Source organism: Stenotrophomonas sp. YJH_SMC_73 (genome assembly GCF_059370155.1).
Genome location: NZ_JCAFTJ010000003.1, coordinates 178,464 through 201,191 on the forward strand (window position 1 = coordinate 178,464; position 22,728 = coordinate 201,191).

At 67.6% G+C, this 22,728-nt stretch carries 29 protein-coding genes and 1 pseudogene; 24 read left to right on the top strand and 6 right to left on the bottom strand.

The window, feature by feature from the left end:
* Positions 1-103: 103 nt before the first annotated feature.
* Complete coding sequence (locus AC5P8R_RS06095) at positions 104-799, top strand: HAD family hydrolase (RefSeq protein ID WP_495223103.1); 696 nt, start codon at positions 104-106, stop codon at positions 797-799.
* A 7-nt stretch (positions 800-806) separates the two neighbouring features.
* Here AC5P8R_RS06095 and AC5P8R_RS06100 read toward each other — a convergent pair whose 3' ends face one another.
* The 4 genes and pseudogenes from AC5P8R_RS06100 to AC5P8R_RS06115 form a co-directional block, all read right to left on the bottom strand.
* Positions 807-1,037 (bottom strand): hypothetical protein, encoded by a 231-nt coding sequence (locus tag AC5P8R_RS06100; RefSeq protein ID WP_046430785.1) that lies wholly within the window; start codon positions 1,035-1,037, stop codon positions 807-809.
* Positions 1,034-1,459, bottom strand: a pseudogene (locus AC5P8R_RS06105) (VOC family protein). The gene AC5P8R_RS06100 and the pseudogene AC5P8R_RS06105 overlap by 4 nt, the downstream one beginning before the upstream one ends.
* Before the next feature lie 10 nt (positions 1,460-1,469).
* The gene (locus tag AC5P8R_RS06110; RefSeq protein ID WP_014647242.1) at positions 1,470-1,931 is read right to left on the bottom strand and encodes a helix-turn-helix domain-containing protein; all 462 of its coding nucleotides are present in this window, start codon (positions 1,929-1,931) and stop codon (positions 1,470-1,472) included.
* Entirely contained in the window at positions 1,928-2,854 is a 927-nt protein-coding gene (locus tag AC5P8R_RS06115; RefSeq protein ID WP_014647243.1) for a LysR substrate-binding domain-containing protein, read from the bottom strand. Before AC5P8R_RS06115 ends, AC5P8R_RS06110 begins: the two co-directional genes overlap by 4 nt.
* Before the next feature lie 91 nt (positions 2,855-2,945).
* Between AC5P8R_RS06115 and AC5P8R_RS06120 the strand changes: the two genes are divergently transcribed.
* The 4 genes from AC5P8R_RS06120 to AC5P8R_RS06135 all read left to right on the top strand — a co-directional run bounded on the left by AC5P8R_RS06120 (position 2,946) and on the right by AC5P8R_RS06135 (position 5,770).
* Positions 2,946-3,986, top strand: a complete 1,041-nt coding sequence (locus AC5P8R_RS06120; RefSeq protein ID WP_495223104.1) for a hypothetical protein — start codon at positions 2,946-2,948, stop codon at positions 3,984-3,986.
* Positions 3,983-4,864 (top strand): TolB-like translocation protein, encoded by an 882-nt coding sequence (locus AC5P8R_RS06125; RefSeq protein WP_169412666.1) that lies wholly within the window; start codon positions 3,983-3,985, stop codon positions 4,862-4,864. The genes AC5P8R_RS06120 and AC5P8R_RS06125 overlap by 4 nt, the downstream gene beginning before the upstream one ends.
* Positions 4,865-4,932: 68 nt before the next feature.
* The gene (locus tag AC5P8R_RS06130; protein WP_495223105.1) at positions 4,933-5,469 is read left to right on the top strand and encodes a GFA family protein; all 537 of its coding nucleotides are present in this window, start codon (positions 4,933-4,935) and stop codon (positions 5,467-5,469) included.
* Positions 5,462-5,770: a DUF6958 family protein gene (locus AC5P8R_RS06135; RefSeq protein WP_014647247.1), complete on the top strand. Its 309-nt coding sequence runs from the start codon at positions 5,462-5,464 to the stop codon at positions 5,768-5,770. The genes AC5P8R_RS06130 and AC5P8R_RS06135 overlap by 8 nt, the downstream gene beginning before the upstream one ends.
* Here AC5P8R_RS06135 and AC5P8R_RS06140 read toward each other — a convergent pair whose 3' ends face one another.
* On the bottom strand, positions 5,771-7,126 hold the full coding sequence (locus AC5P8R_RS06140; protein WP_495223106.1) for a sigma-54 interaction domain-containing protein: 1,356 nt from the start codon (positions 7,124-7,126) through the stop codon (positions 5,771-5,773).
* A gap of 397 nt (positions 7,127-7,523) precedes the next feature.
* Between AC5P8R_RS06140 and AC5P8R_RS06145 the strand changes: the two genes are divergently transcribed.
* From AC5P8R_RS06145 to AC5P8R_RS06215, 15 genes are all read left to right on the top strand, one after another.
* Positions 7,524-8,054, top strand: a complete 531-nt coding sequence (locus tag AC5P8R_RS06145) for a FapA family amyloid fibril periplasmic chaperone (protein WP_014647249.1) — start codon at positions 7,524-7,526, stop codon at positions 8,052-8,054.
* A gap of 41 nt (positions 8,055-8,095) precedes the next feature.
* Positions 8,096-8,665 carry a FapB/FapC family functional amyloid domain-containing protein gene (locus AC5P8R_RS06150; RefSeq protein WP_051007184.1) on the top strand — a complete coding sequence of 190 codons (570 nt, stop codon included), beginning with the start codon at positions 8,096-8,098 and terminating at the stop codon, positions 8,663-8,665.
* 43 nt (positions 8,666-8,708) lie between these two features.
* Entirely contained in the window at positions 8,709-10,025 is a 1,317-nt protein-coding gene (locus tag AC5P8R_RS06155; RefSeq protein ID WP_041863481.1) for a FapB/FapC family functional amyloid domain-containing protein, read from the top strand.
* Between the two features lie 99 nt (positions 10,026-10,124).
* A complete protein-coding gene (locus AC5P8R_RS06160) occupies positions 10,125-10,829 on the top strand; it encodes a C39 family peptidase (protein ID WP_014647252.1) in 705 nt (234 codons plus the stop codon).
* Between the two features lie 13 nt (positions 10,830-10,842).
* Positions 10,843-11,592, top strand: a complete 750-nt coding sequence (locus AC5P8R_RS06165; protein WP_014647253.1) for a protein translocase subunit SecF — start codon at positions 10,843-10,845, stop codon at positions 11,590-11,592.
* A gap of 49 nt (positions 11,593-11,641) precedes the next feature.
* Positions 11,642-12,934, top strand: coding sequence for a transporter (locus AC5P8R_RS06170; protein WP_046430801.1), 1,293 nt, complete (start codon positions 11,642-11,644; stop codon positions 12,932-12,934).
* A 301-nt stretch (positions 12,935-13,235) separates the two neighbouring features.
* Positions 13,236-13,526, top strand: a complete 291-nt coding sequence (locus AC5P8R_RS06175) for a RebB family R body protein (protein ID WP_005416648.1) — start codon at positions 13,236-13,238, stop codon at positions 13,524-13,526.
* Positions 13,527-13,569: 43 nt separating this feature from the next.
* Entirely contained in the window at positions 13,570-13,839 is a 270-nt protein-coding gene (locus AC5P8R_RS06180) for a RebB family R body protein (RefSeq protein ID WP_005416649.1), read from the top strand.
* Between the two features lie 26 nt (positions 13,840-13,865).
* Complete coding sequence (locus AC5P8R_RS06185; RefSeq protein WP_006446865.1) at positions 13,866-14,132, top strand: RebB family R body protein; 267 nt, start codon at positions 13,866-13,868, stop codon at positions 14,130-14,132.
* 60 nt (positions 14,133-14,192) lie between these two features.
* On the top strand, positions 14,193-14,465 hold the full coding sequence (locus AC5P8R_RS06190; RefSeq protein ID WP_005416651.1) for a RebB family R body protein: 273 nt from the start codon (positions 14,193-14,195) through the stop codon (positions 14,463-14,465).
* Between the two features lie 70 nt (positions 14,466-14,535).
* Complete coding sequence (locus tag AC5P8R_RS06195; RefSeq protein ID WP_014647255.1) at positions 14,536-14,772, top strand: RebB family R body protein; 237 nt, start codon at positions 14,536-14,538, stop codon at positions 14,770-14,772.
* Positions 14,769-15,353 (top strand): RebB family R body protein, encoded by a 585-nt coding sequence (locus AC5P8R_RS06200; protein ID WP_049406879.1) that lies wholly within the window; start codon positions 14,769-14,771, stop codon positions 15,351-15,353. The genes AC5P8R_RS06195 and AC5P8R_RS06200 overlap by 4 nt, the downstream gene beginning before the upstream one ends.
* A 47-nt stretch (positions 15,354-15,400) precedes the next feature.
* Entirely contained in the window at positions 15,401-15,748 is a 348-nt protein-coding gene (locus AC5P8R_RS06205; protein ID WP_014647257.1) for a hypothetical protein, read from the top strand.
* A gap of 20 nt (positions 15,749-15,768) precedes the next feature.
* A complete protein-coding gene (locus tag AC5P8R_RS06210) occupies positions 15,769-16,848 on the top strand; it encodes a hypothetical protein (RefSeq protein ID WP_014647258.1) in 1,080 nt (359 codons plus the stop codon).
* The gene (locus AC5P8R_RS06215; RefSeq protein ID WP_014647259.1) at positions 16,845-17,291 is read left to right on the top strand and encodes a hypothetical protein; all 447 of its coding nucleotides are present in this window, start codon (positions 16,845-16,847) and stop codon (positions 17,289-17,291) included. Before AC5P8R_RS06210 ends, AC5P8R_RS06215 begins: the two co-directional genes overlap by 4 nt.
* A 59-nt stretch (positions 17,292-17,350) precedes the next feature.
* On the opposite strand, the gene AC5P8R_RS06220 is transcribed toward AC5P8R_RS06215, so the two are convergent.
* Positions 17,351-18,838 (bottom strand): AraC family transcriptional regulator, encoded by a 1,488-nt coding sequence (locus AC5P8R_RS06220; RefSeq protein ID WP_014647260.1) that lies wholly within the window; start codon positions 18,836-18,838, stop codon positions 17,351-17,353.
* A gap of 660 nt (positions 18,839-19,498) precedes the next feature.
* Here AC5P8R_RS06220 and AC5P8R_RS06225 point away from each other — a divergent pair.
* From AC5P8R_RS06225 to AC5P8R_RS06240, 4 genes are all read left to right on the top strand, one after another.
* The gene (locus AC5P8R_RS06225) at positions 19,499-19,762 is read left to right on the top strand and encodes a CD225/dispanin family protein (protein WP_041863485.1); all 264 of its coding nucleotides are present in this window, start codon (positions 19,499-19,501) and stop codon (positions 19,760-19,762) included.
* Positions 19,763-19,894: 132 nt separating this feature from the next.
* Complete coding sequence (locus tag AC5P8R_RS06230) at positions 19,895-21,034, top strand: SPFH domain-containing protein (protein ID WP_014647262.1); 1,140 nt, start codon at positions 19,895-19,897, stop codon at positions 21,032-21,034.
* Positions 21,035-21,054: 20 nt separating this feature from the next.
* Entirely contained in the window at positions 21,055-22,407 is a 1,353-nt protein-coding gene (locus AC5P8R_RS06235) for a TFIIB-type zinc ribbon-containing protein (protein WP_164165653.1), read from the top strand.
* Positions 22,404-22,661: a hypothetical protein gene (locus tag AC5P8R_RS06240; protein ID WP_014647264.1), complete on the top strand. Its 258-nt coding sequence runs from the start codon at positions 22,404-22,406 to the stop codon at positions 22,659-22,661. Before AC5P8R_RS06235 ends, AC5P8R_RS06240 begins: the two co-directional genes overlap by 4 nt.
* Positions 22,662-22,728: the final 67 nt, after the last annotated feature.

Consider the following 22,728-nt stretch of genomic DNA (forward strand, 5'->3'; position numbering starts at 1 on the left):
GCTGACCTGGCAGTCTAGCGTTCCTGTGGCCCGCGTGCCCCGCCCGACCCGCTATGGGAAAATGGCGGGCACGTCACCCCTTTGGCTGTTCCCGGAGTAGTAGATGTCCCGTTTCCCCTTCGATGCCGTGCTGTTCGACTGCGACGGCGTACTGGTCGATTCCGAGCCGCTGGTGGCCCGTGTGCTCTCGGAAATGCTGACCGCACGCGGCTGGCCGCTGACCCCGGCGCAGGCGGGCGAGGTCTTCCTCGGCCAGTCCGTGGCTCATCTGGCCGGGCTGATCGCAGAGCGCACCGGCAAGCCGTTCACCGAGCAATGGCTGGAGGAATTCCGCCAGCAGCGCAACCGTGCGCTGGAGCAGGACCTAGAGGCGATCCAGGGGGCGCCCGAGGCCGTGCGTGCGATTGCCGCGGCCACCGGCGGGCGGATTGCCTGCGCCTCCGGTGCCGACCTGTTCAAGGTGAAGCTGCAGCTGGGCAAGGTCGGCATCCTTGATGCCTTCGGTGCCCATGTGTTCAGTGGCCAGGACATGCCGAACACCAAGCCTCACCCGGATGTCTATCTGGCCGCCGCCGCAGCGCTGGACGTGGACCCGAAGCGCTGCGCGGTGATCGAAGACACCGTGACCGGCGCCACCGCCGGCGTCGCGGCAGGTGCGACCGTGTTTGGTTTCAGCGAGGGCGGCCCGCACCACAGCACGCCGGAGGCCCTGCGCGCTGCGGGCGCGAAGGTGATCTTCCAGCGCATGGAGCAGCTGCCGGCAGTGCTGGCGGCCTACGCCGCCGACGCAGCCGCCTGAGGCGGCCTCAGCCCGCAGCGCCCAGCGCGGCGCCGCGGCGTTTCCCGGCGTAATGCAGCACGAACAGGTACAGGCCGGTGAACAGCTGCAGGAACAGTGGCGGCAGCGGCGAATAGGTGATCCACGTTGCAGGCTCGCCCTGCCCCAGCCCGCGAACGACGAAGTTGGCGATCACCGCCAGGGTGAAGACGATCGAGGTCCAGCGATGTACGGGCCGCGCCCAGCCACCGCGGCTCATTGACGGTGCCTCGCTTCGGAGCGCGCTTCGATCATCTTCCAGCCATTGCCGGACGGGTCGCGGAACCCCGCATCGATGGCGCCGTAGCGTTCGACCGGCGCCTGGGTGAACTCCACGCCCTGCGCCAGCCATTGCGTGTAGCGCGCCTGGCAGTCATCCACGGCCAGCACCAGCGGCGGCATTGCGCCCTTGGCCACCAGCTGCTGCAGCGCCTGCGCGGTGGCCGCATCGTGGGTGGGCGGACCGGGCACGAACAGGCCCAGCTGGAATCCGTCCTGGCCGGGGCTGCGTACCGTCAGCCAGCGGTAGCTGCCATTGCGCACGTCGGTATGCACTTCGAAGCCGAGCGTGCCGACGTAGAACGCGAGCGCCTCATCCTAGTCGCGCACATACAGGCCGACCGTGTTCACAGTGTTTGTCATGGGACCTCCCTCAGGTGGGATCCACGTTAGCAACCGCCTCGCGGCGGCGCTTCTCCAAAACTGCGATGTTCAGGTCCGGTCGCTGCGCGGCACGTGCGTGGCATTCCGGCACGCTGGCCGGCGTCGCCTCGCCGGCGCGCTCGCGCTGGCGCACATTGCCCGGGCTGTCGCCGGTGATGTCACGAAAGATGCGCCCGAAGGTACCCAGGCTGCTCCAGCCGGTCTGCGCGGCGATCTCGGTGACCGGCAGCTCGGTGTCACGCAGCATCGCCACGGCCCGTTCGATGCGGCGGCTGAGCAGGTAGCGGTGCGGCGGCAGGCCGAATGCCTGCTTGAACGAACGCGCGAAATGCGCAGGCGATACCGCACTGACCTCGGCCAGGCGGGCCACCGGCCAGTCCTCGTGACTGGCGTGGTCCATCCGGTCCTTGGCACGCAGCAGGCGCCGCAACAGTTCCGGGCTCTGGTTCATGGCGTCACCGCGTGTGCCAGATGATGTCGCGACGCACGCCTGGCCTGCGCGGCCTGCTCGCCCAGCCAGTCACCGAATGCGATGACCTTGGTGCTGCGGCTGCGCGCCGTCGGTGCCACGAACCAGAAACCACGCCCGTCGCTGGCCACACCGGGATGTGCCTGCACCAGGCGCCCACTGTCCAGTTCGGCCTGGAACAGGATCGGCGAGCCGATGGCGATGCCCTGCCCGGCAATGGCAGCACCGACATCCAGATGCTCCATCGCAAAGGGGGTGACGAAGCTCTCCGGGTCCGGTGGCGGAACAGCACCATGTGCGGAAAACCACAGTGCCCACCAGTCAGGCCTGCCGAGCAGTGGAACCTCCAACGCCCGCCGACCGAGCCCGTCTGCCGCCGGCAGCAGCGCTGGCGCGCACAGCGGAGTGAAAATGCTGGGGAACAGGGGCGTGGCCTGCAGCCCGGGCCACGCACCATGCCCGTTGCGGATGGCGGCATCGAAACGCCCGGCGGCCAGGTCCTGCGGCTCTGCCGACAGGTCCAGTTCCAGCACGATGCTTGGATGGCGCGCGCGGAAACTGCCCAGGCGCGGCGTCAACCAGCTGGTGCCCAGCGTCGGTAGAACGGACAGGCGCAGTCGTGCCGCATCCATGTCAGCGGCGCGCATGAAACTGGCGCGCAGCGCGTCGAAGGCCCGGGTGGCCTCCACTGCGACGCTCGCACCGGCGGCGGTCAATTCCACATGCTGGGCGTGACGCAGGAACAGGCAGGTACCGGTCTGGGCCTCCAGCCGGCGCACGTGGTAACTCACCGATGCCGCACTGGTGTCGAGCTCCTCGGCGGCGCGGGCGAAACTGCCCAGCCGTGCCGCCGCCTCGAAGGCGCGGATGGCGACAAGCGATGGCAGCTGGCGTTGGGTCACCATAAGTGTGGCTTAGCCTGAGCCCCGATATCCACGTGGTCAATCCCCCTCGCACGCGCAACGATGGAGGCACCTCCGGCACGGGATAACGCACATGGATCGACGGCAGTTCCTGGCCACCCTGGCCGCCACCGCAGCGTCCACCGCCCTGCCCTCCGGGTGGGCCCTGGCCAGCCCCAGCGCAGACTGGAAATGGTTGCAGGGCAACTGGCAGGTCCGGCACCAACGCCTGAAGGAGCGCCTGGTGGGCGATACCCACTGGGACGCCTTCACCGGCGCCAGCGCGGTCTGGCTCACCCTGGGCGGGCTCGGCACCATCGATGACAACGTCATGGCACTGCCTTCGGGCCCCTACAGGGGCCTGGGCGTGCGTGCCTTCGATCCGGTGTCTTCCACCTGGTCGATCTGGTGGATCGATGGGCGCACCCCTGCCCATATCGAAGCGCCCGTGCGCGGCGCCTTCGCAGGCGATGGCGGCAGCTTCCGTGGTCGCGATGACTTCAAGGGACGCCCCATCGAGGTCTGGTTCCGCTGGCATGACATCCACGGCGATGAGCCGTGGTGGGAGCAGGCGTTCTCCGACGATGCCGGTGCCCATTGGGAAGTGAACTGGCGCAACTGGTTCCGCCGCACTGCTGCGATCCCCACTCCGCTTCCGAAGCTGCCGGATGCACCGGGCGATTTTGAATTCCTGGTGGGCCATTGGACCGTGCGCCATCGCCGCCTGCGCGCTCGGCTGGCAGGCAGCGATGCGTGGGACGCGTTCAATGGCACCCTGCACAACTGGCCGGTACTCGGCGGATTCGGCAACGTGGGCGACAACCTGATGGACGTGCCTGGAGCACCGCTGCGCGGCATGGGCATCCGCGCCTGGAATGCGGCCGAGCGGCACTGGCTCAGCTGGTGGCTGGATGGCCGCGCGCCGACCCGGATCGGCGAGCCACTGCGTGGGGGATTCGAGGCCGGTGTCGGCCGCTTCTTCGGCGAGGACCAGCACGAGGGACGGGCGATCCAGACGCGGGTGATCTGGTCACGCATCACCCCGCGTTCGGCGCGCTGGGAACAGGCGGCCTCCGCCGATGGTGGACGCAGTTGGGAAACCAACTGGGTCAGCGACTTCGAGCGACAGGCATGAAGGCGCTGCTGGCCGTGATGCTGCTGGCATCGGCATTGCCCGTGCCCTCCCCGCCCGTGGTGCTGCGGATCATCGGCCCCGCCGAGCGCTTCGCCCCCGGCATTGCCTCCACACAGCATGACGAGATCCGGCTGACCCTGAGTCCGGACGGCAATACCGCCCTGTGGTTCAGCCGCAACCGGCCGGGGGGGCCTGGGGGCTACGACATCTGGATCTCGCACCGCGAAGGTGACCGCTGGCGGCCGGCCACGCCAGTGCCGTTCAACACGCCGGGGCGCGACTTCGATCCCGCATTTTCCGCAGATGGGCGCGTCGTGTATTTCTGCTCGGACCGCGCAGGCGGCCAGGGCGGTGACGATCTGTATCGGGTCAGCATGGGGAGCGACGGTCGATTCGGGGAGCCAGTCAATCTTGGCCCCGCAGTGAACAGCGCGGCCGATGAGTTCGCGCCGATGCTCTCGCCCGACGGTCGTACGCTGTTGTTCTCCAGCGATCGTGCGGGCGGTGCTGGCGGCCATGACCTCTACAGCGCGGCGATGATCGGCGGCGTCGCGCAGCCGGCACGGCCGCTGGTGGGAGACCTCAATACCGCAGCGCAGGAGTTCGATGCCACCTTCCTGGGCGACGGCCGAACGGTGGTATTTGCCCGCGCCCAGGACTTCGGCAGTGCACCGGTGCGCCAGTTCATTGCCTACGAACGTGGAGGCCGCTATGACGCAGGCCATGCTTTGCCATCGCCCGTGAACGCGCCCAGCGGCGACAGCTACGGCGCGATGCTGGATGGCTCGCGCCGCGACACGCTGACCTACTCGGCGCGACGCGCCGGTGGTGAGGGACTGGACCTGTACCGCGTCCGCTACCGGATGATGCCGCCCTGAAGGCAGTGGGTGTCGATTTCCCACGCGCCCGTTCGTCGAGAGGTTGAGTACCCCAGGAGAAAATGCAGATGCCTTCCCAACAGTCCCTTGCCTGCGCCTGCGGCCAGGTCCGCCTGACCACCACCGGCAGCCCCATCGCCAGCGTCGAATGCTGCTGCGACAGCTGCCGCAGGGCCGGCGCCCGGATGCAGGCGATGCCCGGCGCACCGCAGGTGCTGGGGCCTCAGGGCCAGACGCATTTCGTAATGCAGCGCAAGGATCGCGTCCGCATCGATGCCGGGCATTCCCGGCTGCACGCGTGGCGGTTGTCCAGCACGGCCGGCAGCCGCCGCGTCGTGGCGGGCTGCTGCAATACGCCGCTCTTCCTGGAGTTCAGCGGTGGCCATTGGCTGAGCCTGTATGCGCTGTTGTGGCCGGACGCGATACGCCCCGCCGTGGAGATGCGGACGATGGTCAACGATCTTCCCGACGCGTCTGTCCTTCCCGGCGATGTGCCCAACCTGAAGACCCACTCGCTGCGGTTCCATGCCCGGCTGTTGAAGGCGTGGATCTCCATGGGCTTCCGCAGCCCACGCATCGAGATCACGGGAGACAGCCATGCCTGAGCCCGAGCGGATCGAGATCGAGAGCATCACCACGCCCGGGCACATCCAGCGCGTGGATCGCGCCAAGTACATGGCCATGCGCGCGGCCCTGCTGCGTGCCTTGCCCAGGCAACCTCCCGGGATGACGGTGGCGCAGGCGAAGCAGGCGCTGTTGCCGCACCTGCCCGCATCGCTGTTTCCGCAAGGCGCCACGGCCGGTTGGTGGCTGAAAGCCGTGCAGCTGGACCTGGAGGCCAAGGGCGTGATCGAGCGTCTTCCAGGCACGCCATTGCGCCTGTTCAAGCACGTGCCGGCCGGCTGATCAGCGCTGCGCCGGCAGCTCCAGCCGATGCTTGCGGCACAGCCGATACACGGTCACCCGCGAGATCTGCATCTGCCGCGCGCACTCGGAGACGTTGTAGCCGGTCTGCCGCAGCGTCTGCAGCAGCACATCACGTTCGGCCTGGCCGCGGGCATCGTGCAGCATCGCCCCCGGCGGCGCATGCACGGGCCCTCCCAGTTCGAGGTCACGCTCGCTGATCAGCTCGCCTTCGGCCATGATCGCCGCCCGCTGCACCCGGTTCAGCAGTTCGCGCACGTTGCCGGGCCATTCGAAACGCCGCATCGCCTGCAGCGCAGCGGGTGCAAAGCCACGTGCACGCACGCTGTGGCGCAGGCGGAAGCAGCGCAGGAAATGCTCGGCCAGCAGCTGCACATCAGCGCCGCGCTCGCGCAATGGCGGCATCAGCAGGCGCAGCACGTTGAGGCGATAGTAGAGATCGCTGCGGAACCGCCCCTGCGCCACCGCGTGCTCCAGTTCCACATGGGTGGCAGCCAGTACACGCACGTCCGCCCGCAGCGGCTGGCTGCTGCCGACCCGCTCGAACGTACCTTCCTGCAGCACGCGCAACAGGCTGGTCTGCGCTTCGGCCGGCAGGTCACCCACCTCGTCGAGGAACACCGTGCCGCCGTGTGCCGATTCGAATACGCCGATCTGGCGCTTGTCGGCGCCGGTGAACGAACCGCGCTCGTGGCCGAACAGCTCCGACTGCACCAGGTTCGCAGGGATGGCACCGCAGTTTACCGCGATGAACGGCTTGCCCGCACGGCCGGACAACGCGTGCAGTGCATGTGCCGCCAACTCCTTGCCGGTGCCGGTCTCGCCGGTGACCAGCACCGGCAGATCGACCGGCGCGAACTTGTGCAGTACGGTGCGCACCGCATGCAGCGCAGGACTCTCGCCGATCAATGCGCGCGGCCCCTGCCCGCCGCACACTTCGTCGGCAGAAGGATCCTCCGCGTCGAACTGCTGGCGCATCGCAGCCACCAGGTCCAGCAGGCCGAAAGGCAGCGTGAACCGCGAGATGCAACGCTGCAACAAGGGCAGCCACGCGGCAGGCGTGGGCCCTGCGCCAGGCGGCAGCACCGCCAGCCACGTCAGATGCGCGTGCTGTTCGATCCACGGCGCCAGCAATTGCAGGGCCGGCGCATCCAGATGGCGAAGATCCAGCACGGCGAGCAGCCGGTCGCGCCCGCGCAGGCCGATGGCCATCGCCGGGTCTGGATGGATGCGACGCACGTACCAGCCTGCGGCCGCCAGCGCGCTGCGCTCGTTCGCCAGCGGCTCGCCGAACCAGAGCACGCATCGTGACGCAGAAGCCTCCGGGACCGCTGCCATGCTTCCCCCAGCATCCGGACACCGTCGGCGGACTGTCAGGCAATCACCGGCGTGCCGCCCCTCCGCCGGGACCTCTACGGCCACCGCGGCGGCCTTTGTTGCGCGGATCCTAGCGCTGCGCTAAACGGCGGCGCAATGAGCGGCGCGTCAAGAAAGCACTGGCTGAAGCGGCATCGTTACAGTCCGCGGCGGCACCTGTAACACCGGTGCGACAGTCGGCCGCCTGCCTTGCCCTGCGGCGCTTGGCGCTGCGCAATCCCAACATTTTTTCCACACGGCTGTATCAGTGCAGCAGCAACGCCCTACGCCCGCCAGTGCCCGCCCCCCTGGCTGCCAAGCCTTTCAGGGTTGGCACGGATGATGCGTGGTTCCGCCGCACCCATCACGGGAGATCGGCATGGACGGCATCACCCCCATTCGCGGCCTGCTGGCAATGCTGGCCGTGGCCCTGCTGTCGGCAGCCGCGGGCGCCTCTGCCTCCGGTGCCCGCCAGGGCGTGAAGGCACAACCGGGCGAAATCGTCCTGTTGCGGGATGTGGCCGCGCGACCGGCCTATCGCATGGCGCCCCCGGGCATGGCGCTGATCGCCGATCCGAAACCGCAGCGCGAGATTGCGTTGGCGCTCGGTGCGGGTACCCCGGCAAACGCGATGGATGAGCTGAGCGATGAGGACTATGCCGGCATGGGGGCGGGGCACACGGCTGCGACCGCGACCCCCACGGGCACCACCGTCGAACGGGTCGCCCAGCAGGCCCTGGGCGGCACGCTGGGACGCAGCAGTGACGGCATGCTCGGCAGCAGCCTCCGTGGCGCACTGGGTGGCCCACTGGGCGCGGTCGGGAACAGCACCCGCGGCATCGGCGATACCGTGCGCGGCGCGCTCGCCCAGTTCCCGTTGCAGGGCCCGGCCCCGGCAGGTGGCAAGTGAAGCGGGCACGTTGGCTGCTGGTCCTGTTTGCCACGCCGTTGATGGCGCAGGCCGACGACTACAGCGGCATGCTCGCCTACCTCGACGTGGCCCGCATCGACGGTCACGCCCTGGCGGGTGCAAACGGCGCCATCGCGTTGAACCAGGCGGCCGGTGACCTCAACCTGCAGGCCAACCTGCATGGCATCGCCACCGGCGAACGCGCCGACGTGTCGATCGGCAACCGGCAACTGCGGGCCGGCAACCGCGTGCTGAGCGCACCGGCGCACGCCACCGCCGTCATCGACGGCAACGCGCTGGCCGGTGCCAGCGGCATCGCATCCATCAACCAGGCCAGCGGCATCGCCAACACGACGCTCAACGTCGTCAGCGCGACGCTGGCCAGACAGGGCATACGCGAATCCGACGATACGGCCTTGGCCGCCGAAGGTTCCGCGTTGGCAGGGGGGCGGGACGACGCCGGTCGCGGCGTCGCGACCGGCACCCGCAGCGCCGGTGTCACCAGCACCGCGCTGCGGGGATTCGACGGGGTCCTGCAACTCAATCAGATCGCGGGCAGCGGCAACGACACGGCCAATGTGCTGGGCCTGGTCGTGCAGGACCGCCCGTGACAACCACCCAACCGATGCACCACCCGATGAGAGAGAGGGCACCATGAAAGCGACCGTCAAACGGACCATGCTCGCCATGGCGATTGCCACTGCCTCGACCGCCGCTGCGGCCAATGGCTGGGACAACCAGAACGCCAACGCGAACATCAACCACAACCACACCGTCAGCGAAACCCGCAACGACACCCACAACCACACCGACAACGGCGTACGCAACCGCACCGTCAACGTCAATGTGCAGAAGCACAGCACCATCCAGGCCGACGAGCGCAAGGAAAAGAACAACCACGGCGTCGACGTGAACCTGGAGAAGGACCTGCGCCTCAGCACCGACGTCAATTTCTCCGGCGACCCCACCATAACCGGCGACATCGACCTCGACTCGGCGGCCATTGCGGTGATCGACAACCGCCAGTCGATCAGCAGCAACGCCACCAGCAACAGCCTGGTCACCAACAGTGCCTCCATCGGTGACAGCGTGGGTGCCGGCGCCTCCGGCAACCTCGGCTTCAACGTGGTATCGGGGGACAACAACGCCCAGGACAATGCCGCGTCATTGTCCGCTGCCGATGCGTCCTTCAGCTTCGGCATGGCCGACGCCGAGGTGTTCGTCAACCAGGCCGGCTTCGGCAACGCCACCATGAACTCCGGCGTCACCAATGCCGCAGGTCTCGGTGGCAATGCCTTCGGCGGTGCGTCAGGCAACATCGGTGTCAACATTGCTTCGGGCAACAACAACGAGCAGAAGAACGCGCTCGCGGCCTCGGTCGCAACCACGGCGATGGCGCAGTCGAGCATCAGCTCCAACCAGGTCTCCACCGGCAACACGGTCAGCAATGCCGGCTTCGTGCAGTCCTACACCGATACCGTGCAGGTCGGCCTGCATGGCGGCGTCAGCGGCCTGACGTGGGGCTATGGCGCCGGCACCTACCGCGGCACCGGCAATGCCTACCAGATGGCCAACTATTACCTGGATACGTGGAACGGCGCACTGCCGCACCCGGGTGGCAACAGTACCGGCCACATCGACCTGGACAACGAGATCCAGAACGCCACGATGAACCCCAACCGGCCGGGGGTGGGCGGCCTGGGCTTCGATACGCGTGAAAGCGGCACCAGCCAGTTCGTCGAACTGGGCGTGGCCGATCTGTACGCCAGCCTGAGCGGCACGGTCAGCACCACGCGCTGGGTGAACGTCAACGCCACCAACACGTCGGCCTTGTCCGGCAGTGCCTTCTCCGGCGCCTCCGGCAACATCGGCGTGAACGTGGCGGCGGGCACCGGCAACCTGCAGGCCAACAGCCTGGCCCTGGCCGTAGCCCAGCCCAGCACCGGCGGTGGTGGCGGCAACGGCGAGTAAGTGCACCACCCCGGCCGTCCGCCAATGGCCGGGTTCCCGGGAGCCCCTGTTCCTCCTCCCCCTTGGGGCAGGGGCTCCCTCCTGCTGCTGGAGAACGTGATGATCGGCCACCGTCTCTCGATATGCCTGCTGGCCTGCCTGCTGTTGCTGGGCGGTGCATCGGCGCGGGCGGGCGACGTCGGCTTCGCCGCCGTGCTGCCCAATGGCGCACTGCTGCAGCAGAAGGTGGAAAGCATGCAGGAACGGCGCTACCGCAACGTGGTGCGGCAGCACACCGATTACAGCTGCGGGGCGGCCGCACTGGCAACCATCCTGCGCCATGCCTATCACCTGCAGACCGACGAAGCGACGGTGATCGAAGGAATGATGGGGGTGTCCGATCCAGCGCTGGTGGCCGAGCGTGGTTTCTCGCTGCTCGACATCAAGCGCTACGTGGAATCGCTGGGCATGCGCGGGCGCGGCTATCGTATCGATGAAACACGCCTGCGCACGCTTCGCGTTCCCGGTCTTGTGCTGATGGACGTGCGCGGCTTCCGCCACTTCGTGGTGCTCAAGCAGGTGCGCGACGGTGTGGTCGAGGTGGCTGATCCCATCCTCGGCAACCGCAGCCTGGCGCTGCCTGAATTCCTCGCTGCGTGGCCATCGCGTGCCGTCTTCGTGGTGATCGGCAGCGATTTCGATCGCAACACGGTTCTGCTGCAACCCAGCGAACGGCCCAGTGCCCGCGCGCTCTACGCGCGACAGGGGCCGATCACCGATGCCGAACTGGTCGACTTCGGCTTCAGCCACGCAGACCTGTTCTGAAGGAGGTTCCGCCATGTTCCGTCACCGCCTGTTGATGGTCCTGCTGCTGGCCTGCCCCGCCCTGCCCCTGCAGGCGGCGGACGCGGCGCCCGGGCGCGGCCTGAAGGAAATCCCGGATCCCGAACTGAACCTGATGCGGGGCCGTTACACCGTGGGCGGCAATACTGTCGCCTGGTTCGGGGTGACGATGGTCTCGGAGTGGCAGGCCAGCAACGGAAGCGTGTTGCAGGGTGCGTTGACCCTGGGCATGGACTTCCGCGGCGGGGGCAGCCCGAAACTGAGCTTCCAGCCCAGCGTGCACGTCACCGCCGCAGATGCGCCGCTGCCGGACACGCAGGGTCGCCACATCGACAGCAGCGGCCTGGCCAACGCCAGCGGCGTGGTGCAGAGCGTGCAGGTGGCCGGCGATGGCAACGTCGCCCGCAATGCGACCACGCTGGTGGTACGCAATGGCGCGGTGCCGGCCCTGCCGGGTGACGGTGCCCATTCGATCAGCGCACAGGCCGAAGGCGTCTCGGCCTCCGCGGTGCTCGACGGCAACCAGGCACGCCTGCTGTTGCAGGTAGATGGCCAGGGCCTGGTTCAGCAATGGATACGCAACGGCAGCGTCGGCCAGGGCATCGCCCTGGCCGGTGACGGCCAGATCGCCAGCAACCAGCTGCGGCTGGAGCTGGTGCGGGATACCGCGGGCGGCAACCTGCCGTTGAGCCAGAACGTGGCCCAGGCGATTGCGATGAACCGCGGCATGGGGCCGGGCCGGTAGTACCACGGCACGGCGTTGGGGGAAGCGTTCCACAACGCAGGACACGAACATGCACACCCTGATGAGGATCACCCCGTTGGCGCTGGCGGCGCTGGCGGGCACCGCCTTCGCCGCGCCACCCGCGGCGGATGATGGCGCCGACGTGCAGGCGCTGGCCAACCAGCTGGAGCAGCTCAAATCCAACTACGCGCAGGAAGTGCGGCGGCTGCGCGAACTGGACATGCAGGTGCAGGCGATGCAGGCGCGCCTGAGTGGGAAGGTTGGCCCGATGGCCCCGTCTACGACTGCGCCCGTCGAGCATGGCTCGACCCTACAGACGTCACCGGGCAGCGAAGGCTATGCCAGCAGTGCCGCCGAGGCGCAGCAGGCAAAGCAGGAATCGCGGCGCAGCGTGGATGATGTGAAACAGCAGCAGTCGGCGCTGTTCTCGCGCCGCTTCACCGTCGAGAACAGCCTCACCTACGCCCGCTACGACCGCAAGCAGCTCACCCTCAATGGCTTCCTGGCGCTGGATGCGATCTTCCTCGGCAACATCGCCATCGAGAACGTCGAGTCCGATTCGCTCACCTACAATCTGGCCGCGCGCTGGGGCGTCAGCCCGAACCTGACGCTCAACCTGGACGTGCCATACCTGGCGCGGCGCACCGTCTACCAGAAGGGCGGTGCCGGCGGTGCGGCGGCCGCGATCGCGCAGGAAGAAACCAATGGCAACGGCCTGGGCGATATCGGCCTGAGTGCGAATTACCGCTTGTTCGGCGAGCGCGGCTGGCGCCCGGAAGCCGTACTCACCGCCGGAGTGACCGCGCCCACCGGGCGTGCGCCTTACGGCCTGGACTGGAAAGTGATCGAGCGCGATGACGATGACTACATCCGCTTCGCCGTGCCCAAGGAACAACCGACCGGCAATGGCGTGTGGCAGGCCAACGTCGGGCTGTCGATGGTCAAGACAGCCGATCCGGCGATCCTGTTCGCCAACCTCGGCTACGTGCATTCGTTCCCGCGTGGTTTCAGTGACATCGACAGCAACCCCGACACGGTCAACCCGGGTGACGTGAAGCTCGGCGGCTCGGTCTACTTCGGCGCCGGCGTGGCCTTTGCGTTCAACGAGCGCACCAGTCTCAGCCTGTCCTTCAGCGACCGCATCAGCGCCCGCGCTTCCACCCGTTTCCAGGGCGGGAAGTGGATGAAAGTGATTGGCAGCGACGCCAACGCGGCGTCACTGAATCTGGGTGTGACGTATGCGCTCAACCAGCACACCACGCTGGTGACCCTGCTGGGCATCGGGCTGACCCCGGATGCACCGGACTTCACGCTGGCGTTCAAGATCCCTTACATGCTCTGACCCGCCCGATCCGGCGACGCTGTGGCCGACAGCCCCTCGCCGCCGGATCGCGCTGCCCACGCGCAGGCCCTGTGTGTGCTCCAGGGCAACGCGCCAGCGCTGGCGACGACGGCGATGATCATCAGTTCCGCCGTATTCACGCCGCACCTTCACGGTGATCCCTCCGCATTCTCCGTCGATTCCGCCAATCCGGCGGCGGCGCCATTTCCTACTCTGGCCCCACGGTGAAGCCCAGGCCGCTGCAGGCAACGCACCGTGACACTGGATACCACGCACTTCCACCCTTTCGCAGGAGCAGGACATGGCATTTCCAACCGCGGTAAACGACCAGATCACCGACTCGGTCACCCAGGCCAACACCAAGGTGCTGGGCGACGCGCCCGCCGTGGCAGTGGGCAATCTGTACCAGGCCACCGCACAGGCGCTGGCCAATGCCGCCCACAACGCCACCAACGCGCAGCAGCAGTCCTACGTCACCGCGCAGTCGGCCACGACCATGGGCGTGGCCACTCTGTACTCGATCGATACCGCCACCACGGCGGTAGCGAGCAAGGAAATCCTCAGCACCCGCGTCCGCGGCCTGGGCTCCTGATCTGTCGTTCCATCGCTGACCCGCCAACCTCAAGGAGATCGACATGGCATTCCCGACCGCTGTAAACGACCAGATCACCGATTCGGTCACCCAGGCCAACACCAAGGTGCTGGGCGACGCGCCCGCCGTGGCCATGGGCAATCTGTACCAGGCCACTGCGCAGGCGCTGGCCAACGCCGCCCACAACGCCACCAATGCGCAGCAGCAGTCCTATGTGACGGCGCAGGCGGCCACCACCATGGGCGTGGCCACGCTGTACTCGATCGACACCGCCACCACCGGCGTGGCCACCAAGCAGATCCTCGGCGCGTGATGCGCCGGCAGGCAAGGAGCTGAGCCATGGCATTTCCCACGGCCGTCAACGACCAGATCACCGACTCGGTCAGCCAGGCCAACCTGCAGGTGCTGGGCGTGGCGCCTGCCACGGCAATGGGCACGCTGTACCAGGCCACCGCGCAGGCGCTGGCCAATGCCGCCCACAACGCGACGCTCGCCCAGCAGCAGATGTATGTCACGGCGCAGGCCGCGACCACGATGGGCGTCGCGCTGCTCTACGCCGTCGATACCGGCGCCACCGGCGCCGCCACCCGGAAGATTCTCGGCTGATTCCATTGAGTGCCGGCAATCTCCGTTCCTGTAGTGCTGTCCACCCTAGGAGCTTCCACCATGGCATTTCCCACCGCCGTCAACAGCCAGATCACCGATTCGGTCTCGCAGGTCAACACCAAGGTGCTTGGCGATGCGCCGGCCATCGCAATGGGCAACCTGTTCGTGGCCACCAGCCAGGCGCTGTCCAACGCCGCGCACAACGCCACCAACAACCAGCAGCAGTCCTACGTGACCATGCAGGCGTCGACCACCCAGGGGGTGTCCACGCTGTATGCGATCGACACCGCCTCCAACGGCGTGGCCACCCGCGAAATCCTGGGCCTGCGCTGACGTGTCGGCCCGGCGTGACGCCAACCACCGCGCCCCCGCCCAGGGCGGCGTCACGTCGGGCCCCTGATCGATGGCCGCATCGCCCGCCACCGGCTACCTGCTGGCAACCACCAACGCCGGATCCGGTGTGGCGATCGCCCTTGCCCCCTCGTTCGCGATGTCCGCCACCTACCTGGCGATGGCCGACAGCCTCGGCCTGGCAATGCAGAACGCGGTGGCCAACCAGCAACGCGGCCAGGTGACCGCCGGCGCAAGCCTGGCCCAGATCCTGGCCCTGATCATCCAGAAGGGAGCCGTTCCGTCATGAGCAGTGAGAACACCGTCAACAGCCAGATCGTCGACAGCGTCAGCGCCGCCTCGACGTTGCTGGTGGCCCAGGGTCCGGCGCAGTCCTTCAGCATGCTGGACATGGTGATGCTGGAGACGCTGGGCACCGCCATGCACAACGCCGTCGCGCGCCAGCAGGGTGCAGGCATGGTCAGCAACGCAGCGGTGACCGCCACCTGCGCGAAGATGATCAACGCTCCCTGGCCGGTGCCGCCACCCGCTCCGGAACCCCCTCCGCCGCCACCACCGCAGGTCATCCCCCTGCCCGGCCCGGTGCCGGCGCCCCCTTCGCCTGCGGCGGTGATCGCCGCGGCCACCGCAGAAGGAAAGACCGCCATCAGCGTCCTGCAGGCACAGACCCACGGTGCCACTGCCGACGCTGCGGCCGCTACCAGCAGCCTGCATGCACTCCAAACGCTTGCAGGCAATGCGGCAGCGCCCGCGCCCGGTCCTGCGCCCGACCCCGCGTCCGGTCCGGATCCGGACGCAGGTCCCGCCCAGGATCCCGCGCCAGACTCCCCTTCCCCTTCCCCGGCAGACGACGCTGACGCCGGGGCCTGACAGACTGCAGGCCGCCTGCGGCCCCACCCGCCCATCAAGGAGCCCGTATGGACCCGAGGAACGTCAACGCCCAGATCATCGATGTGATCAACCAGGTGCAGACGGCCACCATGTCAGCGACCGTCGTGACGACCAGTGGTGCCGGCAAGGCCTACCAGTCGGTGGCCCAGTCTGCGGCGATCGCCGTACAGGATGCCGCCGACGCCCTGCGCAATGTCTCAACCATCGCGACCACCGCGGCCGGCGTGGCCATGGCCCAGTACCTGGCGACGGGGGACGAAAAGTATGCAAGGGTGCTCACGCAGGCGCAGAACATGATGCAGGGGGCCACCGCCGACTTCAACCGCGTCGGCAATGCCGCTGCGACCGTCCTCAAGGAATTTCCGGCCCAGTGAGGCCGCCAGGAGATCCACGCATGAGCATTTTCATTGCCGGTCGTTCCATCCCCCAGGCCAACCTGATCAGTCAATCCTGCAGGCATGTCCTTCAGTTCATCGACGGCGGCGAGCACTGGTTGAAGTGGGCCATGGAATCGCATGAGCACCGCTACGCCTTCTCCGACGAGGGCACGATGCTCGATGGGGTGCAACAGGGCCTGCACGGTTCGCGCATGACATGGTTGCCGCGCACCGGGTTGCAGATCGGCCCGGTCAAGCTGCTCAGCCTTGGTGCCAGCGACCTCGGTGCCCTGCGCAACATGGAGTTTGATGACGAGACACGCCTGTCGCACAACGAGGCACAACGAGTGCTGGAAAAACACCGGCTGCTGACCAACGCCGAGCTCGGCGCCTCGCGCGCGTTCCTGGCTTCGATCGGCGCGGCCGACGCACCCCTGCTGCAGCAGCTGGACTTTCGCGAATCGGTGGCGCTCCACCAGCTGTCCCGTGAGGTGGGCATGTCCGCCGCAGGGCGCGACGATCTGGCCGACGCTGCCGGCTTCGCGCTGCTGCACGCACGCAGGCCCATCGAGTTTGCCGACTACTTCCGCTTCTACCAGCGGGTGAGCGCAGGAGGTGGCAGCCGCGAGCATCGGCTGGCGCGTGCCACCCGTGCGTTGCAGCAGGTGCTGCCGATCCTGTTCGGCTTCCTGGACGGGCCGCAGCTGCCACAGTTGCCGTCGCCAGAGCAGGTGCGCGAGGCGATCGACGCAAGCCTGGCCGCGCACCGGCAGATCGGCTATGCCCGCATCTCGCTGGCCGCCCAGCAGATGGCGGCCTGCTTCGACGACGAACCCGACCTGCTGCAGGATGACAGCCGGTTGCGCGAGGCCGCGCGGTGGCAGCTGCGCGATGCGCAGGAATTCCTCAACGAACATCCGGTTTCCCGTGGCCGGCTCGGCCAGGACGGTGCCAGCGTGCAGTTCGCGATCGATGGTTCCAGAGCGAAGGCGCTGATACAGGTGGAGGACAATGTGATCACCCTGCAGGATTACCGCCGAACCCGCCGCCACCTGGGCGATGAAGCGCGGGTGGATTATCAGAAGGATGCAGTGTGAACCCGGCTCCGGCGCCAGATGGCGATGGCGTGCAGGCAGCAACAGAGGCCTTTGCTTCGGCAGCCGGCGCGGCCGTTGCTGCCGGACGCCTGGCGGCCCGGCAACAGGCGCAGAAGATCCTCGCCGATGCCCAGGCGGCATTGCGCCACATCCTGGGGGAGCGCAGCGACGGTGTTCCCCCCTCATCCCCAGCAGGAGCACCGACGATGACCTTCCCGACCCCGCTTCCCGGCAAGCCCACTCCCGCCCATCCGGCGGGCAGAACCCCGATGGAGATCGCCCAGGAACTGGCGGACGCCGCAATGGCTGCCAGTGAAGAAGGCATCCGCACCGCGATGAAGGTTTCGCAACGCGCGGTCGAGGCCGCCGCCGAGGCCGCGCGATGCGCGGACGAAGCGGCCGAACAGGCCGTGCAGCGCGCTGCCGAAGCCAACGCGCGCTGACGCTGCGTCTGCCATCCCAACGCCCCGGGCAGGCCCGCGCCTGCACCGGGGCGTTGCTTTTACTGGTGCGGGCTTCGCCGGTAGCTGCGCGGGCTGACCCCTACCGCGCGCCGGAAGCTCTTTTCGAAGTGGCTCAGGTCACCGAAGCCGACCTGCAGTGCGACATCGGTAATGCGCAGGCGCTGCCCATCCCGCAGCAGCTGCTTGGCGTGCTCGATGCGCAGTTGCTGCAGCAGCAGCTTGAACGTCGTGCCCAGCTCGCTGCGGAACAGGAATCCCAGGTGTGACTGGCTCACATGGGCCTGACGGGCAAGGTCGCCCAGCGTGAGCGGCTCTGCGGCATGGTCCTTCAGGTAGGCCAGGGCGCGTTTCAGGCCGTCGTGCAGGCCTTCATGCGCTGCCCGCGGCGTATCCGGCTGCGCGGGCGCAGGACCGACGGTCTGCTCAACCGCGGGCAGCCGTTGCGGGGCGCGCCCGGCATCGCTGGCAACGTGGCCTGCAGCCAGATCCGGCGCGTGGCGTGCGAGATCCTCACGACGGATGCATCGGCCACCGGTCATCACCGCCAGCCGGACCACCACCCGCTCCATTTCCAGCAGATTGCCGGGCCAGTCGTGCGCGCACAGGGCTTCCAGCACATCGTCGCCCAGCACGCGGGGATTGAATCCATGCAGCTCCAGCGAACGCGCCGCCAGCGCGCCGATGTCCTCCACCCGTTCGCGCAGCGGTGGAATATCCACGGTCAGGAACTCCAGCCCAGCCAGCAGGGCGCGCGAGAACTGCTTCTCTCTCACCCGTTGTTCCAGGTCCGCGCTGGTCGACGCGATCACCCGTATCGGGCCGGCCGCCAGCGCGTCAGCTTGAGCGGCAGGCAGCCCACGCATGCGATGTGACAGCTGCCCCTGCAGCGGCACCGGCAGTTCGTCGACTTCGTGGAAGTACAGCGTCCCGCCCTGTGCGCGCGCGAACCAGTCGCTGGCTTCGCCCAGCGGGTGAACACAGTTCACTTCGACAAACGGGCCCTGCCGGGAAGGGCCGCCACTGTGCAGGGCGGCGGCCAGCTCCATCTTCTCGGTACCAAACTCGCCGCGCAGCAGGACCGGCAACGGGCTGGCCGCCGCGCGCTCCACGAATTCATCCATCTGCTTCAGCGCCTCGCCGGCGCCGACCAGCAACAGCGGCCGGCTCAATGCCTGTTCGGCCCAGGCCTTGGCTTCGTAGCGCTTGATCAGATGCGCGCAACGCTGGGCAAACTGCTCCCCCAGCGCCAGGGCACTGCCATCCAGCCGGCCCTTCTCGCCTTCCAGGTGCAGCTCACCCAACACCTCGCCGCCATAGCGGATGGGAACCCGCTGCAAGGAAACCTCTTCCCCGGACGCAGCTGGCAACCCCGCAGCCGCCCCTGCCACCGCACCACGCAACCGCACTTGGCCACCCCGCATCACCTTGTGCTGGGACAGCTCCTTCACGAACGCGCCCAGCAGCTCGGGCAATGACGGATAGGGCCGATAAGCGCGCTGCAGCATCTCACTGACTTGCCTGTGCATCGAAACTCCCCTTTGGAATGGCGACCCGATGCATCTGCAACGGGCGATCTCGCGATGCAGGCCCTCCGGCATCATCGCGGGATGCTGCGACGTCCACGCCGCATGCCGTACCCGCTGGTCGCACCGCTGGTGCCGTGCACGCTGCCCGCTCCCGCAGTGCCGGGAACTGCCATCGCTGCTGGAGGTCGGCAAGGCGGACGTCGTCCAGGCCGGGGGCGTGCGCCACAGGGCGGCACTGCCTGTGACGCGGCGCTCCCTGTGTTCCGGCCATCGCGTCCCTGGATTATGGGAAACGAGTTTCCAGAAAATAAGCATGATAATGACGTGAATATCCGCGCCGGATATTTGTCGCCCGCGTTTCCGTGCGCGGCGCACTGCAAAGCAGGTGAAGGCAAGGCGCCGGGATTCCATCCACGCTGATGATCAACGCGTCTGAGCGAACCAGGGACGGGCACGTATTGCGCCGCCGTGACGGCTGCACCGCCTGCTCGCCCAGGCCCGCAGGCCACCGCGCCTGCCTGCCGCGCCGCCTCCCCCGATCAATGACCCATCGACCAGCAGAAGATTGCGCACCACGCACGGGTGGCATTCCTTCCGCTGCACCTGGCCTGTCGGCATACTCGCGCTCCCGACCGCAGCACGATCAAGGAGATCGACCGCATGGACCGCACCCCGCCACCCGTGCCCCCCAGGAACTACCTGATGTGGGCCATCCTGAGCATCATCGCCGGCTTCTGGCCGTTCGGCATCGTCGCCACCGTCTACGCCAACCGCAGCACGTCACTGGTCGCCAGCGGCCAGATCGGCGCGGCCACCGAGGCTTCGCGCAAGGCGCTGCGCTGGATGATCGCCTCCTTCCTCACCCTGCCACTGTGCCTGGCACTGATGATCGGCTATGCCCTGATCGCGCGCGGCATGGCCTGATCGCCTACCGCCGCCGTCGCGCCATGATGAATGGCAGGCGCGCGCGGCGGTGGCGGCGGCCCATCCCGCTCCTCTATAGTCAGTCCAGCTCGGCAGGCATGGTGCCTGCCCTCGAATCACAGGGAGTTGGACATGGGTCTGGTACAGGCGGTGAAGGGTGCGGTGGGTGGTGTGCTGGCCGACCAGTGGAAGGACTTCTACACCGTGCCCACGGGCCTGCCCTCGACGGCGGCCCTGTTCGCGGCGGTACCGCGCGGCACCAATGCCGGCCGCGGCTCCAATACCAGCGGCTCGTCCAACATCATCACCAACGGCTCGAAGATCATCGTGCCGGAGGGCTACGGCCTGCTGCTGTTCCAGGACGGCGCGATCACCGCGTTCGTCGCCGAACCGGGTGGCTACGAGTGGCGTTCGGACGATCTGAACTCGCAGTCGATCTTCGCCGGCGACGGCCTGGTCAGCACGTTCATCAAGCAGAGCTGGGAGCGCTTCAAGTTCGGCGGCCAGCCGGGTTCGCAGCAGGCGGCGTATTTCGTGTCGCTGAAGGAACTGCCGGACAACCGCTTCGGTACCCAGTCGGAAATCTACTGGGACGACGGCTTCCTCAACACCCAGGTGGGTGCGGTCACGCGTGGCTCGTACACGCTGAAGATCGTCGACCCGATCCTGTTCGTGAAGAACTTCGTGCCGGCCAGCTACCTGCAGCCGGGTCAGGTGTTCGACTTCACCGACCTGGACAACGCCGCCGCCAGCCAGCTGTTCAATGAAGTGGTCGGTTCGCTGGCCCCGGCCTTCAGCCTGTACACGAACGACCCGGGCAAGGGCAACCGCATCACCAAGCTGCAGCAGGATTCGCTGGGCTTTGCACAGAGCCTGTCTGCCGCCGTCGAGCAGGGCTACCAGTGGAAGTCCGACCGCGGCCTGGCCATCGTCAAGACCGCAATCGTCTCGATCGAGTACGACGCCAACACCCGCGAACTGCTGAAGACCGTGCAGCGCGCCGATGCCCTGTCGGGTTCGCGCGGCAATTCCAACCTGCAGGCCAGCGTCGCCCAGGGCATCCAGTCGGCCGGCGAGAACGGCGGAGCGGCTGGCCTGGTCGGTGTCGGCATGGCCTCGGGCATGTTCGGTGTCGGCGGCATGCAGCAGCCGGTCGCCCCGGCTGCCGACGACCCGGTGGCCAAGCTGAAGAAGGCCAAGGAAATGCTGGATCTGGGCCTGATCACCCAGGGCGACTATGACGCCCTGAAGGCCAAGGCACTGGGCCTGTAACAGCAGGACGCACAACGAACATGTCCGATCCCCGAAACGGCCCGCCGCCGCTGCCCGGATCCGCGCCCGCGATGCCGCCGCCCTTGCCGGCGGCGTCGTTGGATGGGCCCGGTTCGCCGCAGGACGTCCCTCCCCTGCCCGGCAGCTTCCCGCTGGACACCTCGAAACTGCCACAGGCCATCCGTGATGAAGTGGAAGCGCCCGACCCGGTGGCCATCGATACGTCGGCCAGCGAGCTGAAGGACGGCCTCAACCGCTGCCCGAAGTGCGGTGCCACCGACATCCGGCCCAAGGCCGGCACCGACATCCTGGTCTGCCTGTACTGCCGTCACGAATGGCATGGCGCACGCGTCGAGGAAGAGTTCGGCCTGGGCGAGGCCATCGACCAGCTGCGCGGTACGGTCATTGCCTCTGGCGCACGTGACATCGACGCCGACACCTCGGCACTGATGACGTTCAAATGCACCGGGTGCGGCGCTGAAGTCACGGTCAATACCGAGAGTACGATGACGGCGCGCTGCCACTGGTGCCGCCATGTGTTCGGCGTCAACGAGCAGATCGCCAATGGCGCGGTGCCCGATGCAGTGCTGCCCTTCCATATCAGGAAGGACGATGCGGTCGCGCGCATCCGCCAGTTCGTCGACAAGCGCCGCATGTTCGCGCTGAAGGCATTCAAGGACCAGTTCACCCCGGAAAACGTGGTGGGCGTGTTCCTGCCCTACATGATCGTCGACAGCAATGTCAGCGCGGCCGTGGCCGGCAAGGGTGAGATCCAGACCCGGCAGTACACCGTGGGCAGCGAGAAGAACAAGCGCACCCTGTACGACGCCGATGTCTACCAGGTCGAGCGCCAGGTCGACTTCACGGTCGATGACCTGCCACTGGAATCCTCGGCCGAGCGCGGGAATCTCGATACCCGCGCCAACACCAACAACATCATCAACACCATCCTGCCGTTCGATACCAAGAACGCGGTGAAATGGAACGCCTCGTACCTGGCCGGCTTCACCTCCGAAAAGCGCAACCTGGATGTGGAAAAGCTGCGGCCGCGGCTGGAAGACCAGCTGCTGTCGATCGCCCGCGCACAGGTGGAAGGTTCGGTGAAGCGCTACAACCGTGGCGTGCGCTGGGAACAGGAGCAGCTGGAGGTGCATGGCACCCGCTGGGTGTCGATGTACCTGCCGGTGTGGTTGTACTCCTACCACCAGCCCGGCAAGAACGGCGGCATGCTGCACTACATCGCGGTGAACGGCCGTACCGGCGAAACCATGGGCAGCGTGCCCGTGCAGCAATGGAAGATGCTGCTGGCGGCACTGGCCACCGGCACCGTCATTGAAGCCCTCGCAATTGCCTTCCTGGTGGCATCGACGTGAGCGACGACAGTGGCCTCTGGCTGTTGGCGGCAGGTCCGGCCGGCGCAACCGCGCTGTACTGGGCGCTGTACCGCTATTACCGCAACACCGACAAATCGCACTCCTTCGAGCACGAGACCGCCATCGAGGCCAAGCCGGTCACCGGCTCGGACCAGCAGGTAGGCCGGGTTACCGGCACCGAGGAAAAGCGTATCCGCGGTGACAATGTGTATGAGTACCGGAAACGGGTGGTGCGGGTAAAGCCCGACCCGTAGCGCCAGGCCCTGCCTGGCTGCGGGTAGTGCCGGCCGCTGGCCGGCATTCCTTCGGTTCCCGGGCGCC